This window comes from Streptomyces sp. SID10853, assembly GCF_010548145.1.
In the GTDB taxonomy this organism is placed as follows: Bacteria; Actinomycetota; Actinomycetes; order Streptomycetales; family Streptomycetaceae; genus Streptomyces.
In genome coordinates, this window is the sequence record NZ_JAAGLN010000050.1 from 1 (window position 1) to 22,660 (window position 22,660).

The window sequence follows — 22,660 nt, forward strand, 5'->3', positions numbered from 1 at the left end:
TGGGGCGGGGCGTACGCCGGTCCCTGGGCCTGCGCGGACTGCGCGGCCTGCGGTGCGGGTGCCTGCATCTGCGCCTGCATCGGGGCGGGCGCCTGGTCCTGGGCCGCCGCTGCCTGCTGAGCCGGCGCCTGCTGGACCTGGGCGGCCGCGGCACCGGCACCGGCGGACAGGCTCAGCAGCGGACCGTCGGTCGCGTTGCCGAGGTGTACCGACGAGCCCGGTCCGATCTCCAGCTGCTGGATCCGCTGTCCCTGCACAAACGTGCCGTTGGTGGATCCGTGGTCCTCGATGACCCAACCACGGCCTCCCCAGCTGATAGTGGCGTGTCGCCACGAGACCCTGGCGTCGTCGATCGGCAGGTCCCCCTGCGGATCACGGCCCAGGGTGTACGACCTGGACGGATCGAGCGTCCAGATCCGGCCATTCAGTTCAACTACGAGTTCCGGCACTCCAGCCCCACTTATTGTCCCCCGAGGTACCCCCATTGCAGGGAGTCTAGGGATGGCGAACATCGTGGGGAACTATTTCAGGGACAAGGACGCATCCGAAAGCCGGGCCGTGTGACGACCGCGTACCAATGGGGTGGAGGCGCACGGCCCCGGGTGACGTTCAGGACAAAAGGGAGCCACCGCCTCTGACGCCGGGACCAGTCACGCCACGGGCGTCCGGTCCTCGGGACAGGCTGCCTGCGGCCCGGCCGCGCCCTATACGGTGGGACCACCATGAGCGCATCGCAGCCGCCAGTCCACGCGGACTCACCGACTCTTCTCGTCAAGATCTTCGGGAAGGACCGCCCCGGGATCACCGCCGGCCTCTTCGACACCCTCGCCGCCTACGCCGTCGACGTGGTCGACATCGAACAGGTGGTCACCCGTGGCCGGATCGTGCTGTGCGTCCTCGTCACAGCTCCTGGCCCGGGCGGCAACGCCCAGGGCGAGCTGCGTGCGACCGTGCACAGCTGGGCCGAGTCCATCGGGCTGGAGGCCGAGATCATCTCCGGTACCGGCGACAACCGGCCCCGGGGCAGCGGGCGTTCCCATGTGACCGTGCTCGGCAATCCGCTCACCGCCGAGTCGACCGCCGCCATAGCGGCCAGCATCACCGCGACCGGCGGCAACATCGACCGTATCTTCCGGCTGGCCAAGTACCCGGTGACCGCGGTGGAGTTCGCGGTCTCCGGGGTGGAGACCGAGCCGCTGCGCACGGCGCTCGCCATCGAGGCGTCGGTGCTCGGGGTCGATGTGGCCGTGATCTCGGCGGGTCTGCACCGCCGCGCCCAGCGGCTCGTCGTGATGGACGTCGACTCGACCGTCATCCAGGACGAGGTGATCGAGCTCTTCGCCGCGCACGCGGGGTGCGAGCAGGAGGTCGCGGAGGTGACGGCGCGCGCGATGCGTGGCGAGCTGGACTTCGAGCAGTCGCTGCACGCCCGGGTGGCGCTGCTCGCGGGCCTCGACGCCTCGGTCGTCGACAAGGTGCGCTCCGAGGTACGGCTCACGCCCGGCGCCCGCACCCTGATCCGTACGCTGAAGCGGCTCGGCTACCAAGTGGGCGTCGTCTCGGGCGGCTTCACCCAGGTCACCGACGACCTCAAGGAGCGGCTCGGCCTCGATTTCGCCTCGGCCAACACGCTGGAGATCGTCGACGGCAGGCTCACCGGGCGGGTCGTCGGCGAGATCGTGGACCGCGCGGGCAAGGCACGGCTGCTGCGGCGGTTCGCCGCTGAGGCGGGGGTCCCGCTGTCGCAGACCGTGGCGATCGGGGACGGCGCGAACGACCTGGACATGCTGAACGCGGCCGGGCTCGGCGTCGCCTTCAACGCCAAGCCCGTGGTCCGCAAGGCCGCCGACACGGCGGTGAATGTGCCCTTCCTGGACACCGTGCTCTATCTGCTGGGCATCACGCGGGAAGAGGTCGAGGCCGCGGACGGCCTCGTCGACGACGGCATCTGAACGGAGCACCGGGGGGGCCGGTGCTTCGGGGCCGACCCCTTCGGGGGCGCATCCGGGGCCGGCGCATCCCGAGGCATCCTGCGACTCCGGGGGCGGCCGGCCCCGTGCGGGCTACTTGTGCGGGCTACTCGTGCGGCGCCCAGAAGGCTTTCAGTGTGCCCACGCCGTGCTCGACCGACTTCCAGGAGCCGGTGAACTCGACGACGGCCACTCCCGAGGTCGGGAAACCACTGCGGTTCATCTTGCTCAGCGCGTCACCTTCGGCGTTGCCCGACAGTGCGTCGGCGAGGGCGTGCGTACCGGGGTTGTGGCCGATGACCAGCACATCTCCGACGTCGTCCGGGATCTCGTTGAGCAGCGCGAGCAGTTCGCCGAGGGACGCCTCGTACAGCCGCTCCTCGTAGACGGTCCGCGGGCGTTCCGGCAGCTCCTGGACCGCCAGCTTCCAGGTCTCGCGTGTCCTGACCGCGGTGGAGCACAGGGCGAGGTCCGGACTCGGTTCGTGCGAGGCGAGCCAGCTGCCGGCGGCCGCGGCGTCCTTGCGGCCACGGTCGGCGAGCGGCCGGTCGTGGTCGGACACATCGGGCCAGTCGGCCTTCGCGTGCCGGAGGAGGACGATCCGGTGGGACTCAGGGGTTCCGGGGGCTGCTCCCCCGGATGACACAACGGCGCTCATACAATCCAGCTTCGCATGGATCTGACCTTCGGGCGCAGGGTGTTGGGATGGTCCCCCGGCACGAGTGAACAGGCTTCGGCCACGATGGCCGGACGCGCATGCCGCCCGGCCCCTTCAGGACCGCCCCCATGGACCGGTCTGCCGGACAGGCCCTGGGGCCGCGCGGCAGGCGGCACTTTGACGACACACCCTAGTGCGGCAGGCTCTGCTGGATCCGCTCCAGCACATGCGTGACGGTGGCCTCGCCGGTGTCCGCGTGCGCCTGGCCGGGCGCGCTGATGAGCAGCAGCAGAACGGCGAAGGCCAGCGCGGGCAGGACGACGGCCCACCAGGGCAGCCGCACGTCGATACCGCTCTGCGCGTGTCCGTGGTGCGGGCGGGTGGTGTGCGGACGGGCCGGCATGGCCGCCTCCATCAGGGTCGCGGTGGCTGATGCACCTGAACCTACGGAGTACGGGGACGCTCTCCCATCCGGTGACCCACCCACTTCACCCTGACCCTGGCCCCCTAGGGGACGGTGGTGCTGGCACCACCGTCGGGCCGGGGGCGTCCGGCCGGGAGTACCGGCCGGGCACCGGGGTCGGGCATCGGGCGGGGCCGGTCAGGGCGAGGCGATCGTGGCGATGATCGCGACGATCACCGTGACCCCGAGCATGGCTCCGAGCACAAGCAGGAGCTTCTTCTGACCGTTCTGGGGATTCGGTTCGAGCACTGGCATGACGTCAGTCTCGCATCTCAGGATTCGTCCTCGATCGTCCGGTCCCGCCCGGCGAGTATTCCGACGGCGATCTGCGGCACCATCAGTCCGGCCATCAGCGCGATGGGCAGCCCCCAGCCGCCGCTGTGCTGGTAGAGGACTCCGACGAGCAGCGGTCCCGGGATCGAGATCAGATAGCCGGTCGACTGGGCGAAGGCGGACAGCCTGACCACTCCGGCGCCGCTCCTGGAGCGCATGCCGATCATCGTGAGGGCCAGCGGGAACGAGCAGTTGGAGATGCCGAGCAGCAGCGCCCAGGCCCAGGCGCCGCCGGACGGGGCGAGATAGAGACCCGCGTAACCGATGAGCCCGCAGGCGCCGAGGGCGACGACGATGGGGCCCTGGTTCTTCATCCGGCTCGCCAGGCGCGGGATGACGAAGGCGAGCGGCACGCCCATCACCATCGTGACGGCCAGCAGCAGCCCGGCGGTGCCGGCCGAGACCCCGGCGTCCCGGAAGATCTGCGGCATCCAGCCCATGGTGATGTACGCGGCGGTGGCCTGGAGGCCGAAGAAGCAGGCGAGGGCCCAGGCCGTGGGGCTGCTGGTGATCCGCCGGGCGGGTGCCGGCGTACCGGCCGCACCGGTGGTGGCCGGCGCGTTCGCCGCTGTGGTGCTGCGGTCCTTGATGAGCGCGATCCAGGGCAGTACGGCCACGGCGGCCAGCACCGCCCAGACGCCGAGGCCCAGCCGCCAGCTGCCGCCGAGCCCGTCGGTCAGCGGCACGGTGACGGCTGCCGCGAGTGCGGTGCCCAGGGCGAGGGCCATGGAGTAGAGCCCGGTCATCGTTCCGACGCGGTCCGGGAAGTACCGCTTGACGATCACCGGCATCAGCACGTTGCTCACGGCTATGCCCATCAGGGCGAGCGCGCTGGCGGCCAGGAAGCCGGCCGTACCGCCCGCGAAGGGCCGGATCACCAGGCCGGCGGTGATCGCCACCATGCCGGCACAGACGACGGCGCCGGGCCCGAAACGGCGGGCCAGCCGCGGGGACATGACGCCGAAGACGGCGAAGCAGATCGGCGGTACGGAGGTGAGGACACCGGCGATGCTGCCGCTCATCCCGAGGCCGTCCCGTACCTCTTCGAGGAGCGCGCCGAGGCTCGTGATGGCGGGCCGGAGGTTGACGGCGGCGAGAACGATGCCGGCCATCACGAGTTTCACGGTCCACGCGGCGGGCTGCGGGCGTGCGGCGTCCACCGCGGCGGGCGGCTCGGTGGTGGGGTTCGGCCCGGCGGCGGGGTGCGACTCGGCGGTGGGGGCGAGGATCTTCGTCTCGTCGTCTGGCATAAGGGCATCATAGAATCATGGGATGATTGGTTGTCCAATTAATGTCCCCTCGCGTATCCACTGACGATTCCCGCCGCGCGACCCCAACGAGGAGCACCATGGCGCTGAACTCTCCCCGGCGTTCCGCACTCTCTGACCAGGTGATCACCGAACTGCGGAACCAGATCACCTCGGGCGAGTGGCCGGTCGGTTCACGCATCCCGACCGAACCCGAGCTGGTCGAGCAGCTGGGAGTGGCCCGTAACACCGTCCGGGAGGCGGTGCGCGCCCTCGCGCACAACGGGCTGCTGGACATCCGCCAGGGCTCGGGCACCTATGTGATCGCCACCAGTGAGCTGGCGGGGGTGATGCACCGCAGGTTCGCGGCCGCCGACCCCCGGCATGTCGCCGAGCTGCGGTCGACCCTGGAGTCGTCGGCCGCCCGGCTGGCCGCCGAGCGGTGTACCGAGCGGGATGTGAAGCAGCTGGACGCGCTGCTGGACGAGCGGGAGCGGAGCTGGGAGTCGGGCGACGCGGAGGCGTTCGTGGCCGCCGACGCGACTCTGCATCTGGCGATCGTGAACGCCTCGCACAACGACGTACTGACCGAGCTCTACGCGGATCTGGGCGACTTGCTCCGCGACTGGCTCCGCGACGACGTGGGGCGCGAGCTGCGGCCCGAGGGGTACATGGACCACAGCCGGCTGATCGAGGCGATCCGCAACGGGGACGCGGAGGTGGCGGCCGCCGAGGCAGCCGGCCACGCGTTCACCAGCTGTCTGGGCAGGACGGCGACCTGACCGGAGGAGCGGGCAGGCCCCGACGAGGCGCAAGCTCCTGAGCGGGCAGCACCCGCAGCGGACGAACACCGGTCAGCCCGTACGCCGGTGGGTCACCCAGACCGAGCCGATCTCCTTCCAGCAGCGGCCGGTGAGCCGCACGCTCTGCGCGGGTCCGACCTCGGCCGGCGCACTGTCCGTGTCGATGTCCCACCAGCGCGCGCACTCGATGTGCAGGGCGACCCGGTCGGTCCCGACGTACCGGTTGTGACAGGTGGCCGTCGCGTGGGAGCCCCTGACGGATATGAGGCAGCCTGCGCCGAAGGGGGCGGGCTCGGCCTGCACGCTCGTGGGGGCGGCGAGCCCCGCCACCCCGGCCGAGGCCACGAGCAGGACCGCTGTCCGGTAGCGGATCGAACGCATACCCGTGCCTCCTCCCCAGGGGAGCCGGCGAGTGCCCCGGCCTGATCAGTCTGCGGTCGTTCGGCCCCTTGCACGAGTCGGGCGGGACAGCCGGGGAGGCAGGAGGCGGGGAGGCAGGAAGACCGGGGAGACGGGGAAGTGACGCGAGAAGGGTTGACAGGCACAGAGGTGCGAATATGTTACATGCAATATGAAGCATGCCATAGCCGCGCCAAGCCTCTGGGAGGCCCCCATGGAGTGCGATCTTCTGCTGTCGGGCGGGCGGGTGGTGACCGTGGACGGCCGGCGGTCCGTGTACGAGCCGGGCTCGGTCGCCGTCACCGGGAACCGCATCGCGGCGGTGGGCCCGGCCACTGAGACCGACGCCGCGTGGCGGGCGGCCCGTACGGTCGACTGCCGGGGCCGGGCCGTCGTACCGGGGTTCGTCGACGGGCACAGCCATCTCTTCCAGTCCCTCGCCCGCGGCCTGGGCGAAGGGCTCTCCATCTGGCCCTGGCTGTGCGAGTTCATGTGGCCGTACTCGATAGCCGTGACCCCCGACGACGCCAGGGTCGCCGCCACGCTCGGCGCGGTGGAGGCGCTGCGCTCGGGCATCACCACCGTCATCGACAACCACTACGCGCCCACCGACCCGGAGACGGTGCTGGCGGTGGCGCGGGCCGTCGAGTCGGCGGGGCTGCGCGGCGCGGTGGCCCGCGGCATGGTCGGACATCGGACCCCGGTGGCGCTCGCGCGGGGGCTGCCTCCCGCGCTCTTCCGCTACTCGGTCGCCGAGGAACTGGAGCTCACCCGGGAGTGCATGCGGCGCCGGCCGCCAGGCTCGACCGTGGAGATCTGGCCTGCCCCCCTCAACCTCAGTTACGTGGACCAGGACCTGGTCAGGGGCGCCGCGGCGCTGGCCGCCGAGTTCGGGACGCGCTGGCACACCCACTGCAGCGAGGGGGCGAAGGACCCGGAGAGCTATCTGGAGGCGTACGGCATCAGGCCGGTCGACTGGCTGGCCGCCGAGGGGCTGCTCGACGAGCGGACCACCCTGGCGCACGCCGTGTGGCTGGACGGATCCGAGATCCGCAGGATCGGCGAGCGGCGGGCCGGTGTCGCGCACAACCCGGTGTCCAACGCCTATCTGGCGTCGGGCGTGATGCGGCTGCGGGAGCTGCGGGAGGCGGGCGCCGTGGTCGCGCTCGGCACCGACGGGCCCAGCGCCGGGCACCGCCAGGACATGTTCGAGGTGATGAAGCAGACGCTCTTCGGCCAGCGTCAGCACACCCTCGACCCGGCGGCGGCGCGCTGCGAGGAGGCGCTGGAGCTGGCCACCCGGGAGGGCGCCCGGTATGCGGGCACGGGGACCGGGGTCCTGGCCGCGGGGGCACCAGCGGACCTGGCCGTGGTCGCTCTGGACCGCCCGCACCAGGTGCCGCTGCACCGCACGGTCTCCGCCCTCGTGTACGCCTCGCGCGGCTCCGACGTGGAGCTGACCGTCGTCGACGGGCGCGTCGTCTTCGAGGACGGCCGCTGTCCGCTGGTGGACGAGGAGGCGCTGCTGGCCGAGGCGCAGGAGCGGTCCGAAAAGCTCGTGGAGCGTGCCGGTTTCGGCGGGCTGACCCGTTCCTGGAACCACTGACCACGCCTCTGACCACACCACCGGCCACACCGTCGGCCACCCCACCGACCGACCGATTTCCCTGTCGGCTGCCCGTCCGCGGCCCCCGTACGTGCGCAGTGAACAACCCCCGCCGTCGGGCGGGTGGAGGGAGAACGCACATGTCGCGCAAGGCAGTTCAGGGCGCCAGGAACCGGCCCGACGACCCGGTCGAGGCGGTGCCGCCGTTCTGGCGGCTGGCCGTCTACGGCCTCCAGCACGTGCTGGCCTTCTACGCCGGTGCGGTCGTCATGCCGCTCCTGGTCGCCCAGGGGATCGGCATGCCGGCCGAGGACATCGGGATGCTGGTCAACGCCTCACTGCTGACCTGCGGTCTGGCCACCCTGCTGCAGTCGGCGGGGCTGCCCGGGATCGGGATCCGGCTGCCGGTGGTGCAGGGCACGTCGACGACGGCGGTGCCCTCGCTCGTATCGGTGGGCCTCGCTGCGGGCGGGGCGAAGGCCGGGCTGCCGACCGTCTTCGGGGCGGTGATCGCCGCCGGGCTCGCGCTGTTCGTGATCGCCCCGGTCTTCAGCAGGCTGGTCGCCTTCTTCCCGCCGCTGGTCACCGGCACCATCGTCACCATCGTCGGGATCACCCTGCTCGCGGTGGCGGCCCGGCAGGTGGGAGGCGGGGACCCCGCCCAGCGCACCTTCGGCTCCCCGGTGCATCTGGGGCTCGCCGGGGTCACCCTGCTGGTGATCCTGCTGCTGCACAAGTTCTCCCGGGGCTTCCTGGCCACGGTCGCGGTGCTGCTCGGCCTGGTCGTCGGCACGGTGGTGGCCGCGCTGGCCGGGGAGACCGACTTCTCGGGGATCGGGGGTTCGGCCTGGCTGGGCATCACCGCCCCGCTGCACTACGGGGCACCGCGTTTCGAGCCGACCGCCGTGCTCTCCCTCGTACTGGTGATGATCATCATCGCGGTGGAGTCCATCGGGCAGTTCTTCGCGGTGGGCAGGATCGTCGGCCGTGAGGTGGACGGCAGGCAGGTGACCCGGGCGCTGCGCGCGGACGGTCTCGCGACGGCGGCGGCCGGTCTCCTCAACTCCTTTCCCAGCACGGCCTATTCGCAGAACATCGGGCTGATCGGGCTGACCCGGGTGAAGAGCCGGTGGATCGTCGCGGCGTCCGGCGTGATCATGATGGTGCTGGGCGTGGTGCCGAAGGTGGGCGCCGTGGTGTCCGCGATGCCGGCCTCCGTGCTGGGCGGGGCGACGATCGTGCTGTTCTCCACCATCGCCGTGGTCGGGGTGCAGATCCTGGTCCGGGCCGACCTCGCCGACCAGCGCAATACGGTCCTGGTCGCCGCGAGTGTGGGCGTCGGGTTCCTGCCGACCGCGTTCCCCCAGTTCGCCGATCAGATGCCGGGACGGCAACTGCATGCACTCTTCGAGAGCGGCATCATCCTCGGCACGCTGATGGCTGTGCTGCTCAACCTGTTCTTCCACCATCTCAAGCTGCCGGGACGCCGGAAGAGGGCTGCCCGTTCCATTGACCCGTCCGAAGATTACATGCAACATGAAGAACAGCTGGAGAACAGGATTCCCAGCACATCGGACGAGGCGTAGCCGACGTCATGAGCGCGGGTGCGTCATGCGTGTCGTGAGCGCCACAGAGGGAGTTGGGGCATGCCGACGGAGAGAGCAGTGAACCCGGTCGCGGCCGGAAGCCTGCTTGCCGACCGGGCCTACGAGGAGCTCAAGGGGGCCGTGCTCGCCAACCGGCTGCGCCCCGGCGACGCGCTCTCCGTGCCCGCGCTCGCCACTCAGCTGGGCATCAGCCGCAGCCCGGTCCGCGAGGCCGTGCAGCGGCTGATCCACGACGGTCTCGCCACCCATGTCGCGCACCGCGGCGCCGTGGTCGCCACGGTGGACGTCGAGGACGTACGCCAGCTGTATGTGCTCCGCGAGGTGATGGAGGGGCTGGCGGCCCGGCTCGCCACCGAGCGGCTCGACGCCACCAGGGTCTCCGAACTGCGCGATCTGCTGGAGCGGCATGAACAGGTCGTGGCGGCGGGCGACGACGAACAGGCGCACACCGAGATGGACATGGCGTACCACCGGCTCATCCGCGAGGTCGCGGGCAACGCCCATCTCACCGCGGCCCTGGACACCGTGCAGGGCAAGGCCCACCTCGCGCTGCACGCGCTGTGGCGCAGCCCGCAGGCGCCGCGGCTCGCCGTCGAGGAGCACCGCCGGATCTTCGAGGCGATGACGTCGGGCGACCCGGACGCGGCCGAGCTCGCGGCGCGCGACCACATCCGACGGCTGCGGATCCGGCTCTCGCAGGCGGTGGCCCCCGGCCCCGACCGTACGGAGGGCGCGCCCGTCCCCGTACGTCCGGTCGGGCCGTAGGGCCTTGTGTCCGGGCCGCACCCTGACCCGGCCCCCCGTACGGCAGCTCCTCGCAGCAGAAGGGAAGTGAGGGTCCATGAGCACCGTCACCGGCATCCGGCAGGGGGTCGGCGAGAGCGTCCTGCGGCCCGACGGCCGGCTGAAGGTCCAGGGCGCCTTCGCGTACGCGTCCGATCTGCACGACGACGCGATGGTGTGGGGCGCGACGCTGCGCAGCCCGCACCCCAGCGCGCTCATCGTCCGGCTGGACACCTCGGCCGCCCTCCGGCTGCCCGGTGTGGTCGCGGTGCTCACGCACGAGGACGTCCCCGGCAGTCCGCTGTACGGGATGAAGGTCGCGGACCAGCCGGTGCTCGCCGCCGGCCGGGTGCGTTACCAGGGTGAGCCGGTGGCGCTGGTGGCGGCCGACCATCCGGAGACCGCCCGCCGCGCGCTGCGGCTGATCGACGTCGGGTACGAGGTGCTGGAACCGCTGACCGACCCCGAGATCGCGGTCGGCGGCGGGGGCCCGCTCGTCCATGAGCCGCGTGCGGACGGGAAGTCGGGCAATGTCGTCCGTCATGTCCGCATCCGGCACGGCGACATGGCGGAGGCCGGACTGCTCGCCGATGTGGTCGTCTCGGGGACGTACGAGGTCGGTATGCAGGACCAGGCGTTCCTCGGCCCGGAGTCGGGTCTCGCGATACCCGCGGAGGACGGCGGCGTCGATGTCTATGTGTCGACCCAGTGGCTGCACGACGACCGGCACCAGATGTGCGCGGCGCTCGGACTGCCGCCGGAGAAGGTGCGGCTGACGCTCTCCGGGGTCGGCGGCGCCTTCGGCGGGCGCGAGGACGTCTCGGTGCAGATCCATGCGGCGATGCTCGCGCTGCACACCGGCCGTCCGGTGAAGATGAGCTACAACCGCGAGGAGTCGTTCTACGGTCATGTGCACCGCCACCCGGCCCGGATGCGCTTCGAGCACGGGGCGACACGCGACGGGAAGCTCGTGTACGTCAAGGCGCGGCTGCTCTTCGACGGCGGCGCCTACACCTCCACGTCGCAGGTGGTCATAGCGAACGGCTCCTACTTCGCGGCGGGCGCCTACGACGTGCCGCACGCCGAGATCGACGGCTACTGCGTCTACACCAACAACCCGCCGTGCGGGGCGATGCGCGGCTTCGGGGCGGTGCAGTCCTGTTACGGCGTGGAGTCCAACCTCGACCGGCTGGCCCGTGCACTGTCCATGGATCCGGTGGAGTTACGTATCCGCAACGCCATGACGACCGGCACGGTGCTGCCCACCGGGCAGGCGGTGGACGGTCCGGCGCCCGCGGCCGAACTCCTTGAGCGGCTGCGCTCCCGGCCCCTGCCGCCGCCCGGTGAGGGCGCGTTCGCCCGGCCGGGCGGGCTGAACAACACCACACACGGCGAGGGCGTCGTCCGCGGCGTCGGCTATGCGATCGGGGTCAAGGCCATCGGCTTCTCCGGCGGCGTCGACGACCGCTCGGTGGCCAGGGTCAGGCTCGCCCTGGTGAACGGGGAGCCGGTCGCCGAGATCCACACCGCGGCCGCCGAGTGCGGCCAGGGCATCGTGACCGTACAGGCACAGATCGCCAGGACAGAGCTGGGCGTCGAGCGGGTGGTGGTGCTGCCCGCGGACACCGCGGCCGGTGACGCGGGTTCGTCGTCGGCGTCCCGGATCAGCTGGATGAGCGGCGGCGCGGTGCAGGGCGCCTGCAAGGCCGTACGGGAGGAGCTGACCGCCCGCGGGGACGGGCCGCTGGAGGCGCTGCTCGCGGACGGGGCCGTGGAGGCCGAGTACGAGTACCGCCACCGGCGTACCTTCCCCATCGACCCCGAACGCGGTCAGGGCGACGCCCATATCGCCTTCGCGTTCGCCGCCCACCGTGCGGTGGTGGAGGTCGACACCGACCTCGGCCTGGTCAGAGTGGTCGAGCTGGCCACCGCCCAGGATGTCGGCAAAGCGATGAATCCCCTCGCGGTCGAGGGCCAGATCGAGGGCGGCAGCGCGCAGGGCCTCGGACTCGCGCTCATGGAGGAACTGCACGTCCAGGACGGCGCGGTGCGCAATCCGTCCTTCACCGACTATCTGATCCCGACAATCGCGGACATGCCGTCGGTCCCCATCGATCTGCTCGAACTGCCCCACCCCGACTCGCCGTACGGCCTGAACGGAGTGGGTGAGCCACCGACCCTGTCGTCGACACCGGCCATCGCCAACGCGCTGCGCGACGCGACCGGCCTCGCCCTGCCCAGGGTGCCGGTGCGTCCCGGCGACATCGTCCAGGACGGTTTCCAGGACGACACCGTCCACAGCGAAGGGAGGTGATGCGGGCCCGCCCCCGGGTCCCCCGACGGTTCTGCACGCACCGCGTACGTACCACCAGAACCAGCAGGGAAGGAACAGCACCTTGATCATCGACACTCATATGCATCCCACGAACGTCGTGGACCAGGCATGGCGGCACGACGGCGAGCCGTTCACCGGTGAGCGGACCCTGGCCATGATGGACGGCCCGTACCTGATCAACGGCAAGCCCCGCCGGATCGACTACGGCTGCATCATGCCCCCGCCCGGCAACAGCGTCTGGCAGGACGGGATGCGCGGCGGCCGCGAGGGCATCCGCGACTACATGGCGTACATCACCGAGCTGGTGACGACGTACCCCGACCGCTTCATCGGGAACTTCATGTACAACCCGCGCTTCGGGCCGGAGAACGGCGCGAAGGAGCTGGAGTTCCACGTCAAGGAGTACGGCTACAAGATGCTCAAGCTGCATGCCAACATGCATGCCTACCGCCCCGACCGCGCCCTCGACTGGCTCCGGCCGGTGCTGCGGGTCTGTGACGAGCTGGGCGTCCTCGTCCTGATCCACACCGGTGACGGGCCGTACTCGATCCCGACGCAGTTCTACCCGATCATCCGCGAGTTCCCGAACGTCAACTTCATCCTCGGGCACTTCGGGGTGCAGACCGGCGGTGTGTACTGCTTCGAGGCGCTCTACATGATCCTCGACTCGCCCAACGTGTACGGCGAGTCGGGGTGGCTGCTCCAGTCGCGGATCGTGGAGTTCGCCCAGCAGATGGAGAAGCACCAGCTGGTGTTCGGCACGGACTCGCCGCCCAACGAACCGGGCATGTGGGCACGTGAGCTGGAGGTCCTCTGCGGCCCGCCGCCCCAGGGCATGAACCTCTCCGAGGAGCATCTGGAGGGGTATCTGGGCAACAACGTGGCGAAACTGCTGGGCCTGAAGCCCACTCCCCCGCCGCGCGACCAGGAGGAGGCGCGGCTGCGCCTCACGGACACCTACGCCTCACTGGACGCGGCCGGTACGGCGCGCGCCTGAGGGCCTTGCTCCGGGGCCGGCCGCTCCCGGGAGTGGCCGGCCCCTCTCCCCGCACATCCACCACGGGCGCGGTGTCCCGGCGTCCCCGGTACGGAAGCAGGTGCCGCCGTGCGGCGCATCGGTCATCTCGTCCCCTCCCCCTCCATCGGCGTCGAGCGCTGGTCGGGCCAGATCTGCCGGTCCGTCGCCATCGAGGCCGCCCATCCGGTCGCCCGTACCGCCCTGCCCGATGTGCTGTGCGGGCCGGCGATCGCGCCCTCGCAGTCCGGTGAGCTGACCCGCTCGGCGGCGCTGCTGGCCGACGCGGGCGTCGACGCCGTGGTCTGGAGCGGCAGTTCGAGCGATCTGCACGGCGTGGCGCACGGCCGGGCGGTGGCGCGCCGGATCGAGGAGGTGGCAGGGGTGCCCGCCTCGACCGTCACGCTGGGCCAGCTCGGTCTGCTCGCCCGGCGGGGGCTGACCTCGCTCGCGCTGGTCTCGCCGGGCTCCGGACAGGTCGCGGGGCGGCTCGCGGACACCTATCTTGCGGCGGGTTTCACGGTGGTGTCGGTGACCGCGCTGGGTCTCGCGACGGCGCGGGAGGCCGCGGAGCTGCCGGTGTCGCGGCTGCGGCGGATGCTGGCCGGCGCCGACGCGCCGGACGCGCAGTGCCTGGTGGTGACGGGTACGGAGCTGCCGGTGGCGCCCGTGGCGGCGCTGCTGGAGCGGGAGCTGGGCAAGCCCGTGTACGACGGGGCCCGGGTGGCGATCAGGACCGGGCTCGATCTGCTGGGTCTGGCGGTGGACGCCCCCGAGTGGGGCGAGCTGTTCTCGGTGCAGCGGCACGCGGGGGTCTGCTGTGACCACTGAGGCGGCGCCGCCCCCGGCCTCCCAGGATCTGCGGGACTTCCTCGCCCGGTACACGGCCGAGCACCCCGACGACGTCCTCACCGTCGACGAGCGGATCGAGGGCGAGGACGTGGCCGCGCTCGTCCTGGAGCTGGCCGCCCGCGGCCGGGACGAGCTGGTGATCTGCCGGAACGTCGCGGGGCTCGGCACTCCCCTGGTCACCAACGTGTTCGCCTCACGGCGCCGGATCGCCCGGCTGCTCGGCACCGGGACGGCCGGGCTGCACCGGGCGTACCAGGCGGCGTCGGCCCGGCTGTGCGAGCCGCGGGTGGTGGCGGACGGCCCGGTGCTCGACGTGGTGGCGGAACCGGACCTCGGTACGCTCCCGGTGATCCGGCACTTCGCGTCCGACCGGGGCCCGTACATCACGAACGGCATCATCACGGCGGAGGCACCCGCGTACGCCGAAGGCCGCTCGGGCAATCTCAGCTACCACCGCGCGATGGTGCACAGCCGGAACGAACTGGCCACCAGCCTGCACTCGCGCGGCCATCTGTGGCAGCTGCTGCGGCTGGCGCAGGAGCACGGCGAGCGGCTGCCGGTGGCCATGGTCATCGGCGCGCACCCGCTGTTCATGCTGGCGGCCTCGGCCCGGGTGGGCGCGGGCACCGACGAACGGAGGGTGGCGGGCGGCCTGTTCGGGGCGCCGCTGGACGTGGTGCGCACCCCGACGTACGGGATACGGGTGCCGGCGAGCGCCGAGACGGTCCTTGAGGGGTTCATCGATCCGGCCCGCCGTGCGGACGAGGGGCCCTTCGGCGAGTTCTCCGGATACTCGTCGGACCGCTCGACCCACAATGTGCTGACCGTCGAGACGGTCCTGCGCCGCCGGGACGCGCTGCTCCTGGACGTGGTGGGCGGCAGCTCGGCCGAGCATCTCAATCTGGCGCGTGTGCCGCGCGAGTCGGAGATGGCGCAGAAGCTGATGGAGCGCTTCCCCGAGGTGACCGCGCTGCACTATCCGACGTCGGGTACGCACTTCCACGCGTATGTGGCGATGCGCGCGGGCCGGCCCGGCCAGGCCAGGCAGATCATGCTGGGGCTGCTCGGCTGGGACCCGTACCTCAAGACGGTGGTCGCGGTCGACGAGGACGTGGACGTCACCCGGGACTCGCAGGTGCTGTGGGCGATGGCCGCCCATCTCCAGCCGCACCGGGACGTCTTCCAGGTGGACGGCCTGCCGGGCAGCCCCCTCGACCCGTCGTCCACCGCGGACGGTACGACGTCCCGGATGGCCCTGGACGCGACCCGGGGCCCGGACTTCGACGGGGTACGGATCCGGGTCGGCCCCGCACGCGCGGAGGACGCGCGCCGTCTGCTCGACGGTCGCGCGGCCTCCTGAGCTGCGTGCTCAGCTGTGTCCTGAGCTGTGTCCTGAGCGATACGGGCGGTCAGGCACCCATCATGTGCACGCCGCCGTCGACGTGGACGATCTCGCCGGTCGTCTTCGGGAAGAAGTCCGAGAGCAGCGCCACGATGCCGCGGCCGGCCGGCTCGGGGTCGGCCATGTCCCAGGCGAGCGGGGAGCGGGTGTTCCAGACCTCAGCCAGTTCCCCGAAGCCCGGGATGGACTTCGCGGCCATCGAGCCGATGGGGCCGGCGGAGATCAGGTTGCAGCGGATGGACTGCTTGCCCAGGTCACGGGCGAGGTAGCGGGAGGTCGCCTCCAGCGCGGCCTTGGCGGGGCCCATCCAGTCGTACTGCGGCCAGGCGAACTGGGCGTCGAAGGTGAGCCCGACCACCGAGCCGCCCTCGCTCATCAGCGGCAGGCAGGCCATGGTCAGCGACTTCAGCGAGAACGCCGAGACGTGCATGGCCGTGGAGACCGACTCGAACGGGGTGTTGAGGAAGTTGCCGCCGAGCGCGTCCTGCGGCGCGAAGCCGATGGAGTGCACGACCCCGTCGAGCGAGCCCAGCTCGTCCCTGACCAGGTCCGCGAGCCGGTCGAGGTGCTCGGTGCTGGTGACGTCCAGCTCGATGACCTTGGCGGGCTTGGGCAGCTTCTTGGCGATGCGCTCGGTGAGGGTGGGCCGCGGGAAGGCGGTCAGAATGACCTCGGCGCCCTGCTCCTGGGCCACCTTGGCGGCGTGGAAGGCGATGGAGGACTCCATCAGCACACCCGTGATGAGGATGCGCTTGCCGTCGAGAATTCCGCTCATGTGATCAGTGACCCATGCCCAATCCGCCGTCAACGGGGATGACGGCTCCAGTGATGTACGACGCGTCGTCGGAGGCGAGGAACCGCACCGTCGCGGCGATCTCCTCCGGCTGCGCGTACCGGCCGAGCGGCACCTGCGAGACGATCCCCGCGCGCTGCTCGTCGGTGAGCACCTTGGTCATGTCGGTGTCGACGAAACCGGGTGCGACTACGTTGAAAGTGATGTTGCGGGAGCCGAGCTCACGGGCGAGTGAGCGCGCGAAGCCGACCAGGCCGGCCTTGGACGCGGCGTAGTTGGCCTGACCCGCGGAGCCGAGCAGGCCGACGACCGAGGAGATGAGCACGACGCGGCCCTTCTTGGCACGCAGCATCGCCCGGTTGGCCCGCTTCACGACACGGAAGGTGCCGGTGAGGTTGGTGTCGAGTACGGCGGTGAAGTCGTCCTCGGACATCCGCATCAGCAACTGGTCCCGGGTGACGCCGGCGTTGGCCACCAGCACCTCGACGGGACCGTGCTTCTCCTCGATCTCCTTGTAAGCCTGCTCCACCTGCTCGGTGTCGGTGATGTCGCACTTGACGGCCAGGAACCCCTGGTCGGCAAGGGCTGCCGGCTCACCGGAGCGGTACGTGATGGCGACCTTGTCGCCTGCGTCTGCGAAAGCGCGGGCGATGGCAAGGCCGATGCCCCGGTTTCCTCCGGTGACGAGAACCGAGCGGCTCAACGGATCACCCTTTCGATAGCTGTGTGGTACCCACGCAAACTATCGGTCCCGAGCCACTTCGGAGGAATCGGCCTCCGACAGCGCGGCGTGACGGTCCCTGTCGGGTCCCTACAGAACGCATCTGGCAGCGGGGCACGTCCGCGCGACATGATGCGAGCGACCGGTCGTGACGACAGGAGAACTCCGTGCCACATTCGATCGACGCAGCCTTCACGGCTCTGCCGCTGCGCGCCCTCGCCGACGCGGCGCTCGCCAGGGCCCGCGCGCTCGGCGCCGACCACGCCGACTTCCGCTTCGAACGCGTCCGCAGCGCCACCTGGCGGCTGCGGGACGCCAGACCGGCAGGCTCGACGGACACCACGGATCTCGGGTACGCCGTGCGGGTCGTGCACGGCGGGAGCTGGGGATTCGCCTCCGGTGTCGATCTGTCGATGGACGCGGCGGCCCGGGTGGCGGGACAGGCGGTCGCGATGGCGAAGCTCTCCGCCAAGGTCATCGGGGCGGCCGGATCCGACGAGAAGGTGGAGCTGGCGGACGAGCCGGTGCACGCGGACCGTACCTGGATCTCCTCGTACGAGACCGACCCCTTCTCCGTACCCGCCGACGAGAAGACCGGACTGCTGGCCGACTGGTCGGCGCGGCTGCTGCGGGCGGACGGTGTCGCGCACGCGGACGCCTCACTGATGACGGTCCTGGAGAACAAGTTCTACGCGGACACCGCCGGCACCGTCACCACCCAGCAGCGGGTCAGGCTGCATCCGCAGCTGACCGCGGTGGCGGTGGACCCGGACACCGGCGAGTTCGACTCGATGCGCACCCTCGCGCCGCCGGCCGGGCGCGGCTGGGAGTATCTGACCGGCACGGGCTGGGACTGGGACGGCGAGCTGGAGCGGATCCCGGAGCTGCTCGCCGAGAAGATGCGGGCGCCGGGCGTCGAGGCGGGGGCTTACGACCTGGTCGTGGACCCGTCGAACCTCTGGCTGACCATCCATGAGTCGATCGGGCACGCCACCGAGCTGGACCGGGCGCTGGGGTACGAGGCGGCGTACGCGGGGACCTCCTTCGCGACGTTCGACCAGCTGGGGACCTTGGCGTACGGCTCGCCCGTGATGAATGTGACGGGCGACAGGACCGCCGAACACGGCCTTGCCACCATCGGGTTCGACGACGAGGGCGTCGAGGCGCAGTCCTGGGACCTGATCAAGGACGGCACGCTGGTCGGGTACCAGCTGGACCGCAGGATCGCGAAGCTGACGGGGCTCGGCCGGTCCAACGGGTGCGCGTACGCGGATTCGCCGGGGCATGTGCCGGTACAGCGGATGGCCAACGTGTCGCTGCAGCCGGATCCGGGCGGGCTCTCGACGGAGGATCTGATCGGGGGCGTCGAGCGCGGGATCTATGTGGTGGGCGACCGGTCGTGGTCGATCGACATGCAGCGCTACAACTTCCAGTTCACCGGGCAGCGGTTCTACCGGATCGAGAACGGCCGTCTGGCCGGTCAGCTGCGGGACGTCGCCTACCAGGCGACCACCACGGACTTCTGGGGCTCGATGGAGAAGGTGGGCGGCCCGCAGACATATGTGCTGGGCGGCGCCTTCAACTGCGGCAAGGCCCAGCCGGGCCAGGTCGCGTCTGTCTCGCACGGCTGCCCGTCCGCCCTCTTCCGGGGCGTGAACATCCTCAACACCACGCAGGAGGCCGGGCGATGAATCCCGCATGTGCAGGCACCACCCCGGGCCGGGGGTCCGGGGGTCGCCCCCCGGGCAAGCACAGTCTCAACACCACGCAGGAGGCCGGGCGATGAGCCCATCGAACCGCACCAGCAGGCCGCACGAGATCGTCGAGCGGGCCCTCGCCCTGTCGACCGCGGACGGCTGCGCCGTCATCGCCGACGAGCATTCGAGCGCCAATCTGCGCTGGGCCGGGAACGCGCTGACGACCAACGGTGTGACCCGCGGCCGGACCCTGACCGTCATCGCCACGGTCGACGGCAAGGACGGCACCGCGTCCGGTGTCGTCTCACGCTCGGCGGTGACCGCGGCCGATCTCGAACCGCTGGTCCGGGCCGCCGAGGCGGCGGCCAGGGACGGTGCGCCGGCCGAGGACGCCCGGCCGCTGGTCAGCGGGGTGCCCGAGTCCGCTGGCTTCACCGAGGCGCCGGCCGAGACGACGCCCGCGGTCTTCGACGCCTTCGCCCCGGCGCTGGGCGAGTCCTTCGCCCGTGCGCGGTCCGGCGGGCGGGAGCTGTACGGCTTCGCCAGCCACGAGATGACCTCCAGCTACCTCGGTACGTCCACCGGTCTGCGGCTGCGCCACGACCAGCCGAACGGCACGCTCGAACTGAACGCCAAGTCCCCCGACCGGTCACACTCGGCCTGGGCCGGCCGGGCCACACGTGACTTCACCGATGGCGACCCGGCCGCGCTGGACGCCGAGCTGGCGCAGCGGCTGCGCTGGGCCGAGCGCAGGATCGCGCTGCCCGCCGGGCGGTACGAGACGCTGCTGCCGCCGACCGCGGTGGCCGATCTGCTGATCTACCAGCTCTGGTCGTCGGCCGCGCGGGACGCCGCCGAGGGCCGTACGGTCTTCTCCCGGCCCGGCGGCGGGACCCGGCTCGGCGATCTGCTCTCCCCGCTGCCGCTGACCCTGCGCAGCGACCCGGCCGAGCCCGGTCTCGAATCGGCGCCCTTCGTCCTCGCTCACGCCTCGGGGGACGACTCGTCGGTCTTCGACAACGGGCTTCCGCTCTCCCGTACGGACTGGGTGCGCGAGGGCCGGCTGGAGCGGCTGGTCACCACCCGGCACAGCGCGGAGCTGACGGGCCTCCCGGTGGCGCCCGCCATCAGCAATCTGATCCTGGAGGGCGGCGGGGACCGCTCCCTGGAGGAGATGGTGGCGGCGTCGGGTCACGACGGGCCCGCCCTGCTGCTGACCTGCCTCTGGTACATCAGGGAGGTCGACCCGGCCACCCTGCTGCTGACCGGGCTGACCAGGGACGGCGTCTACCTCGTGGAGAACGGCGAGGTCACAGGCGAGGTGAACAACTTCCGCTTCAACGAGTCGCCGGTCGATCTGCTCTCCCGGGCCACCGAGGCCGGGCGTACGGAGCGGACGCTGCCGCGCGAGTGGGGCGACTGGTTCACCCGGGCCGCGATGCCCGCCCTGCGCATCCCGGATTTCAATATGAGTTCCGTCAGCCAGGGCGTATAACCTCTGGGACGTACTTCCAGCCACACCGAAGGAGACGCGAGACCCGTGACGGACATCGTCGACGAGCTGAAGTGGCGGGGGCTCTTCGCCCTCTCCACTGACGAGGACGCATTGCGCAAGGCGCTCGCGGACGGTCCCGTCACGTTCTATTGCGGCTTCGACCCGACGGCGGCGAGCCTGCACGTGGGCCACCTCGTGCAGGTCCTCACCGTGCGCAGGCTCCAGCAGGCCGGGCACCGGCCGCTGGCGCTGGTGGGCGGGGCCACCGGCCAGATCGGCGACCCGCGGCCGACCGCCGAGCGGACGCTGAACGACCCGGCGACCGTCGCCGACTGGGTGGGCAGGCTGCGCTCCCAGATCGAGCCGTTCCTGTCCTTCGAGGGTGAGAACGCGGCGGTCATGGTCAACAACCTGGACTGGACCGCGGGCCTGTCCGCGATCGAGTTCCTGCGGGACATCGGCAAGCACTTCCGGGTGAACAAGATGCTCACCAAGGAGTCGGTCGCCCGCCGTCTGGAGTCCGAACAGGGCATCAGCTACACGGAGTTCAGCTACCAGCTGCTCCAGGGCATGGACTTCCTCGAGCTGTACCGGCGGTACGGCTGCACGCTCCAGCAGGGCGGCAGCGACCAGTGGGGCAACCTCACGGCGGGGATCGACCTGATCCACCGCCTGGAGCCGGACGCGTCCGTGCACGCGCTGGGCACCCCGCTGATGGTGAAGGCGGACGGCAGCAAGTTCGGCAAGTCGGAGGGCGGCGCCGTCTGGCTCGACGCGGAGATGACCACGCCGTACGCGTTCTACCAGTTCTGGCTGAACGTGGACGACCGTGACGTCTCCACGTACAACCGCATCCTGAGCTTCAAGAGCCGCGCTGAGCTGGAGGAGCTGGAGCAGCTGACCGAGGAGCGGCCGCAGGCGCGGGCCGCCCAGCGCTCACTGGCCGAGGAGCTGACGACGCTGGTGCACGGCGCGAACCAGTGCGCGGCGGTCGTCGCCGCTTCCAGGGCGCTGTTCGGGCAGGGCGAGCTGACGGAGCTGGACGAGGCGACGCTGAGCGCCGCGCTCTCCGAACTGCCGCACACCAAGGTCGACGGGTTCGTACCGGTCGTGGAGCTGCTCGCCGACACGGGTCTGGTGCCGAGCAGGTCGGCGGCGCGCCGCGCCGTCAAGGAGGGCGGGGCCTACGTGAACAACACGAAGGTCGCGGGCGAGGACGCGGTGCCCGCGGCCGGGGATCTGCTGCACGGGCGCTGGCTCGTGCTGCGCCGCGGCAAGAAGAACCTGGCGGCGGTCGAGGTCACGGGCGTCTGACACCGGGGATACACGCGTGCGGGGCGGCCGTGCCGAACCGGCCGCCCCGCAGGCACACACGTGGTGTCAGGTGGTGCGGCTCCGGCCCCGGATCGCGTTCCAGAGCTTGTCGCCGACGCCGACGACGATGACGGCGCCGATCAGCTGGAGCAGATGCCTGATCCAGTCGATACCGCGGGTGTCGTTGACCCCCAGGCCGGTGGCCGCCCAGTTGCCCAGCACACTGCCCAGGATGCCGAAGATCACGGTCAGCCACAGCGGGATCTGCTGCTTGCCCGGGATGATCGCCTTGGCGATCAGACCGAGCACCAGCCCCACGATGATGGCCCACAACCAATTCATGTCGCCTCCTGATGCGGCTGCTTCTGCGCGTGGGCCTCAGTCTCGGCCCATCCTCCATACGGCGCATGTCGGACAGCGCCATCTGCGCCGGGGCGGGTCCCGGTACGGGCGGTACGGGCGCGCCCCGCTCTTATCGGCGGCGGGGCGTCGGCGTAACGTGGTGCCGTCCGGTCCGGGGAGAGTCCGGCGCGGGAATCGGGTGGTGGAGCGTGATGCGGAAGCAGAGCAGTGGTGAGGTCTTCCGGATCACGGGCGCCCGGACGGGGCTCGCCGATGACGTGCGCGGCCGGCAGCGCCGGTACATCATCTCGATGACGGTGCGCACGGTCGCGGTCATCCTGACCGCGGCTCTCTGGAATGTGGCGCGGCCGGTGGCGATCGGCGCCCTGATCCTGGGCGCCTTCCTTCCGTACGTCGCCGTGGTGATCGCGAACGCGGGCCGGGAGAACACTCCGGGGCTGCCCACCACCTTCGTTCCCGCTCCGTACCGGCCGCCGCTGGAGCCGTCGTCCGTGGTGACGGGGACGGAGTCCGCGGACGAGTCGACCGCCACGGAGCGTGAGCACCGGGGACCCGAACAGGGCTGACCCGAGGCCGAATCCCTACGGGGACCAAAGCTCAAGAAAAGCTCAGATCAATCATGAAGTTCCAGTGCCGCACCCGCATGGGCCCGTGACATACTTTGCAGGCGCTCCGCATCCCCCGTCGGAGCGACGGACCGACGCCGGGCAGCTCCCCCCGTGGCTGCTCGGCGTCGCCTTTTCCCGCGCCTCTTCCGGGCTCTCCCCCGGTCCTTGACTGCGGTGCGTTGGCCTAGGGTTGAGG

Annotated in this window: 22 protein-coding genes; 13 read left to right on the top strand and 9 right to left on the bottom strand. The window is 71.1% G+C overall.

The window, feature by feature from the left end; all coding sequences use genetic code 11:
- Positions 1–485: FHA domain-containing protein (locus tag G3I19_RS12810; protein ID WP_239074243.1), on the bottom strand; the 485-nt coding region annotated here is incomplete at its 3' end.
- A gap of 237 nt (positions 486–722) precedes the next feature.
- On the opposite strand from G3I19_RS12810, the gene serB reads away from it, so the two are divergent.
- A complete protein-coding gene (gene serB / locus G3I19_RS12815) occupies positions 723–1,952 on the top strand; it encodes a phosphoserine phosphatase SerB (RefSeq protein WP_164263317.1) in 1,230 nt (409 codons plus the stop codon).
- Between the two features lie 124 nt (positions 1,953–2,076).
- Here the strand turns inward: serB and G3I19_RS12820 are convergent, their stop codons facing one another.
- From G3I19_RS12820 to G3I19_RS12830, 4 genes are all read right to left on the bottom strand, one after another.
- The gene (locus tag G3I19_RS12820; RefSeq protein ID WP_164263319.1) at positions 2,077–2,628 is read right to left on the bottom strand and encodes a histidine phosphatase family protein; all 552 of its coding nucleotides are present in this window, start codon (positions 2,626–2,628) and stop codon (positions 2,077–2,079) included.
- A gap of 190 nt (positions 2,629–2,818) precedes the next feature.
- Entirely contained in the window at positions 2,819–3,031 is a 213-nt protein-coding gene (locus G3I19_RS12825) for a hypothetical protein (protein WP_164263321.1), read from the bottom strand.
- Positions 3,032–3,229: 198 nt separating this feature from the next.
- Entirely contained in the window at positions 3,230–3,346 is a 117-nt protein-coding gene (locus G3I19_RS38090) for an SGM_5486 family transporter-associated protein (RefSeq protein WP_275402724.1), read from the bottom strand.
- Positions 3,347–3,363: 17 nt separating this feature from the next.
- The gene (locus G3I19_RS12830; RefSeq protein ID WP_164263323.1) at positions 3,364–4,674 is read right to left on the bottom strand and encodes an MFS transporter; all 1,311 of its coding nucleotides are present in this window, start codon (positions 4,672–4,674) and stop codon (positions 3,364–3,366) included.
- A gap of 98 nt (positions 4,675–4,772) precedes the next feature.
- On the opposite strand from G3I19_RS12830, the gene G3I19_RS12835 reads away from it, so the two are divergent.
- A complete protein-coding gene (locus tag G3I19_RS12835) occupies positions 4,773–5,453 on the top strand; it encodes a FadR/GntR family transcriptional regulator (RefSeq protein WP_164263325.1) in 681 nt (226 codons plus the stop codon).
- A gap of 72 nt (positions 5,454–5,525) precedes the next feature.
- Here the strand turns inward: G3I19_RS12835 and G3I19_RS12840 are convergent, their stop codons facing one another.
- Positions 5,526–5,855, bottom strand: coding sequence for a hypothetical protein (locus G3I19_RS12840; protein ID WP_164263327.1), 330 nt, complete (start codon positions 5,853–5,855; stop codon positions 5,526–5,528).
- Between the two features lie 232 nt (positions 5,856–6,087).
- On the opposite strand from G3I19_RS12840, the gene G3I19_RS12845 reads away from it, so the two are divergent.
- From G3I19_RS12845 to G3I19_RS12875, 7 genes are all read left to right on the top strand, one after another.
- On the top strand, positions 6,088–7,479 hold the full coding sequence (locus G3I19_RS12845) for an amidohydrolase (protein WP_164263329.1): 1,392 nt from the start codon (positions 6,088–6,090) through the stop codon (positions 7,477–7,479).
- 140 nt (positions 7,480–7,619) lie between these two features.
- Positions 7,620–9,065, top strand: a complete 1,446-nt coding sequence (locus tag G3I19_RS12850; protein WP_164263331.1) for a nucleobase:cation symporter-2 family protein — start codon at positions 7,620–7,622, stop codon at positions 9,063–9,065.
- Positions 9,066–9,125: 60 nt separating this feature from the next.
- Positions 9,126–9,851: a GntR family transcriptional regulator gene (locus tag G3I19_RS12855; RefSeq protein ID WP_164263333.1), complete on the top strand. Its 726-nt coding sequence runs from the start codon at positions 9,126–9,128 to the stop codon at positions 9,849–9,851.
- 76 nt (positions 9,852–9,927) lie between these two features.
- Entirely contained in the window at positions 9,928–12,183 is a 2,256-nt protein-coding gene (locus tag G3I19_RS12860) for a molybdopterin cofactor-binding domain-containing protein (RefSeq protein ID WP_164263335.1), read from the top strand.
- 82 nt (positions 12,184–12,265) lie between these two features.
- Positions 12,266–13,201, top strand: a complete 936-nt coding sequence (locus G3I19_RS12865; RefSeq protein ID WP_164263337.1) for an amidohydrolase family protein — start codon at positions 12,266–12,268, stop codon at positions 13,199–13,201.
- 108 nt (positions 13,202–13,309) lie between these two features.
- A complete protein-coding gene (locus G3I19_RS12870) occupies positions 13,310–14,050 on the top strand; it encodes a hypothetical protein (protein ID WP_164263339.1) in 741 nt (246 codons plus the stop codon).
- Entirely contained in the window at positions 14,040–15,431 is a 1,392-nt protein-coding gene (locus G3I19_RS12875; protein ID WP_343235084.1) for a UbiD family decarboxylase, read from the top strand. The genes G3I19_RS12870 and G3I19_RS12875 overlap by 11 nt, the downstream gene beginning before the upstream one ends.
- Positions 15,432–15,480: 49 nt before the next feature.
- Here G3I19_RS12875 and fabI read toward each other — a convergent pair whose 3' ends face one another.
- Positions 15,481–16,248, bottom strand: coding sequence for an enoyl-ACP reductase FabI (fabI, locus tag G3I19_RS12880; protein WP_164263341.1), 768 nt, complete (start codon positions 16,246–16,248; stop codon positions 15,481–15,483).
- A 4-nt stretch (positions 16,249–16,252) separates the two neighbouring features.
- Positions 16,253–16,969 carry a 3-oxoacyl-[acyl-carrier-protein] reductase gene (gene fabG, locus G3I19_RS12885; RefSeq protein ID WP_164263343.1) on the bottom strand — a complete coding sequence of 239 codons (717 nt, stop codon included), beginning with the start codon at positions 16,967–16,969 and terminating at the stop codon, positions 16,253–16,255.
- Between the two features lie 185 nt (positions 16,970–17,154).
- Here fabG and G3I19_RS12890 point away from each other — a divergent pair, with 185 nt between their 5' ends.
- From G3I19_RS12890 to tyrS, 3 genes are all read left to right on the top strand, one after another.
- Positions 17,155–18,678 carry a TldD/PmbA family protein gene (locus G3I19_RS12890; RefSeq protein WP_164263345.1) on the top strand — a complete coding sequence of 508 codons (1,524 nt, stop codon included), beginning with the start codon at positions 17,155–17,157 and terminating at the stop codon, positions 18,676–18,678.
- Positions 18,679–18,769: 91 nt separating this feature from the next.
- Positions 18,770–20,179 carry a metallopeptidase TldD-related protein gene (locus G3I19_RS12895; RefSeq protein ID WP_164263348.1) on the top strand — a complete coding sequence of 470 codons (1,410 nt, stop codon included), beginning with the start codon at positions 18,770–18,772 and terminating at the stop codon, positions 20,177–20,179.
- 45 nt (positions 20,180–20,224) lie between these two features.
- Positions 20,225–21,493, top strand: coding sequence for a tyrosine--tRNA ligase (gene tyrS / locus G3I19_RS12900; protein WP_164263350.1), 1,269 nt, complete (start codon positions 20,225–20,227; stop codon positions 21,491–21,493).
- Between the two features lie 66 nt (positions 21,494–21,559).
- On the opposite strand, the gene G3I19_RS12905 is transcribed toward tyrS, so the two are convergent.
- Positions 21,560–21,835, bottom strand: coding sequence for a GlsB/YeaQ/YmgE family stress response membrane protein (locus tag G3I19_RS12905; RefSeq protein ID WP_164263352.1), 276 nt, complete (start codon positions 21,833–21,835; stop codon positions 21,560–21,562).
- 212 nt (positions 21,836–22,047) lie between these two features.
- Here G3I19_RS12905 and G3I19_RS12910 point away from each other — a divergent pair, with 212 nt between their 5' ends.
- Complete coding sequence (locus G3I19_RS12910; protein ID WP_164263354.1) at positions 22,048–22,422, top strand: DUF3099 domain-containing protein; 375 nt, start codon at positions 22,048–22,050, stop codon at positions 22,420–22,422.
- The last annotated feature ends 238 nt before the right edge of the window (positions 22,423–22,660 follow it).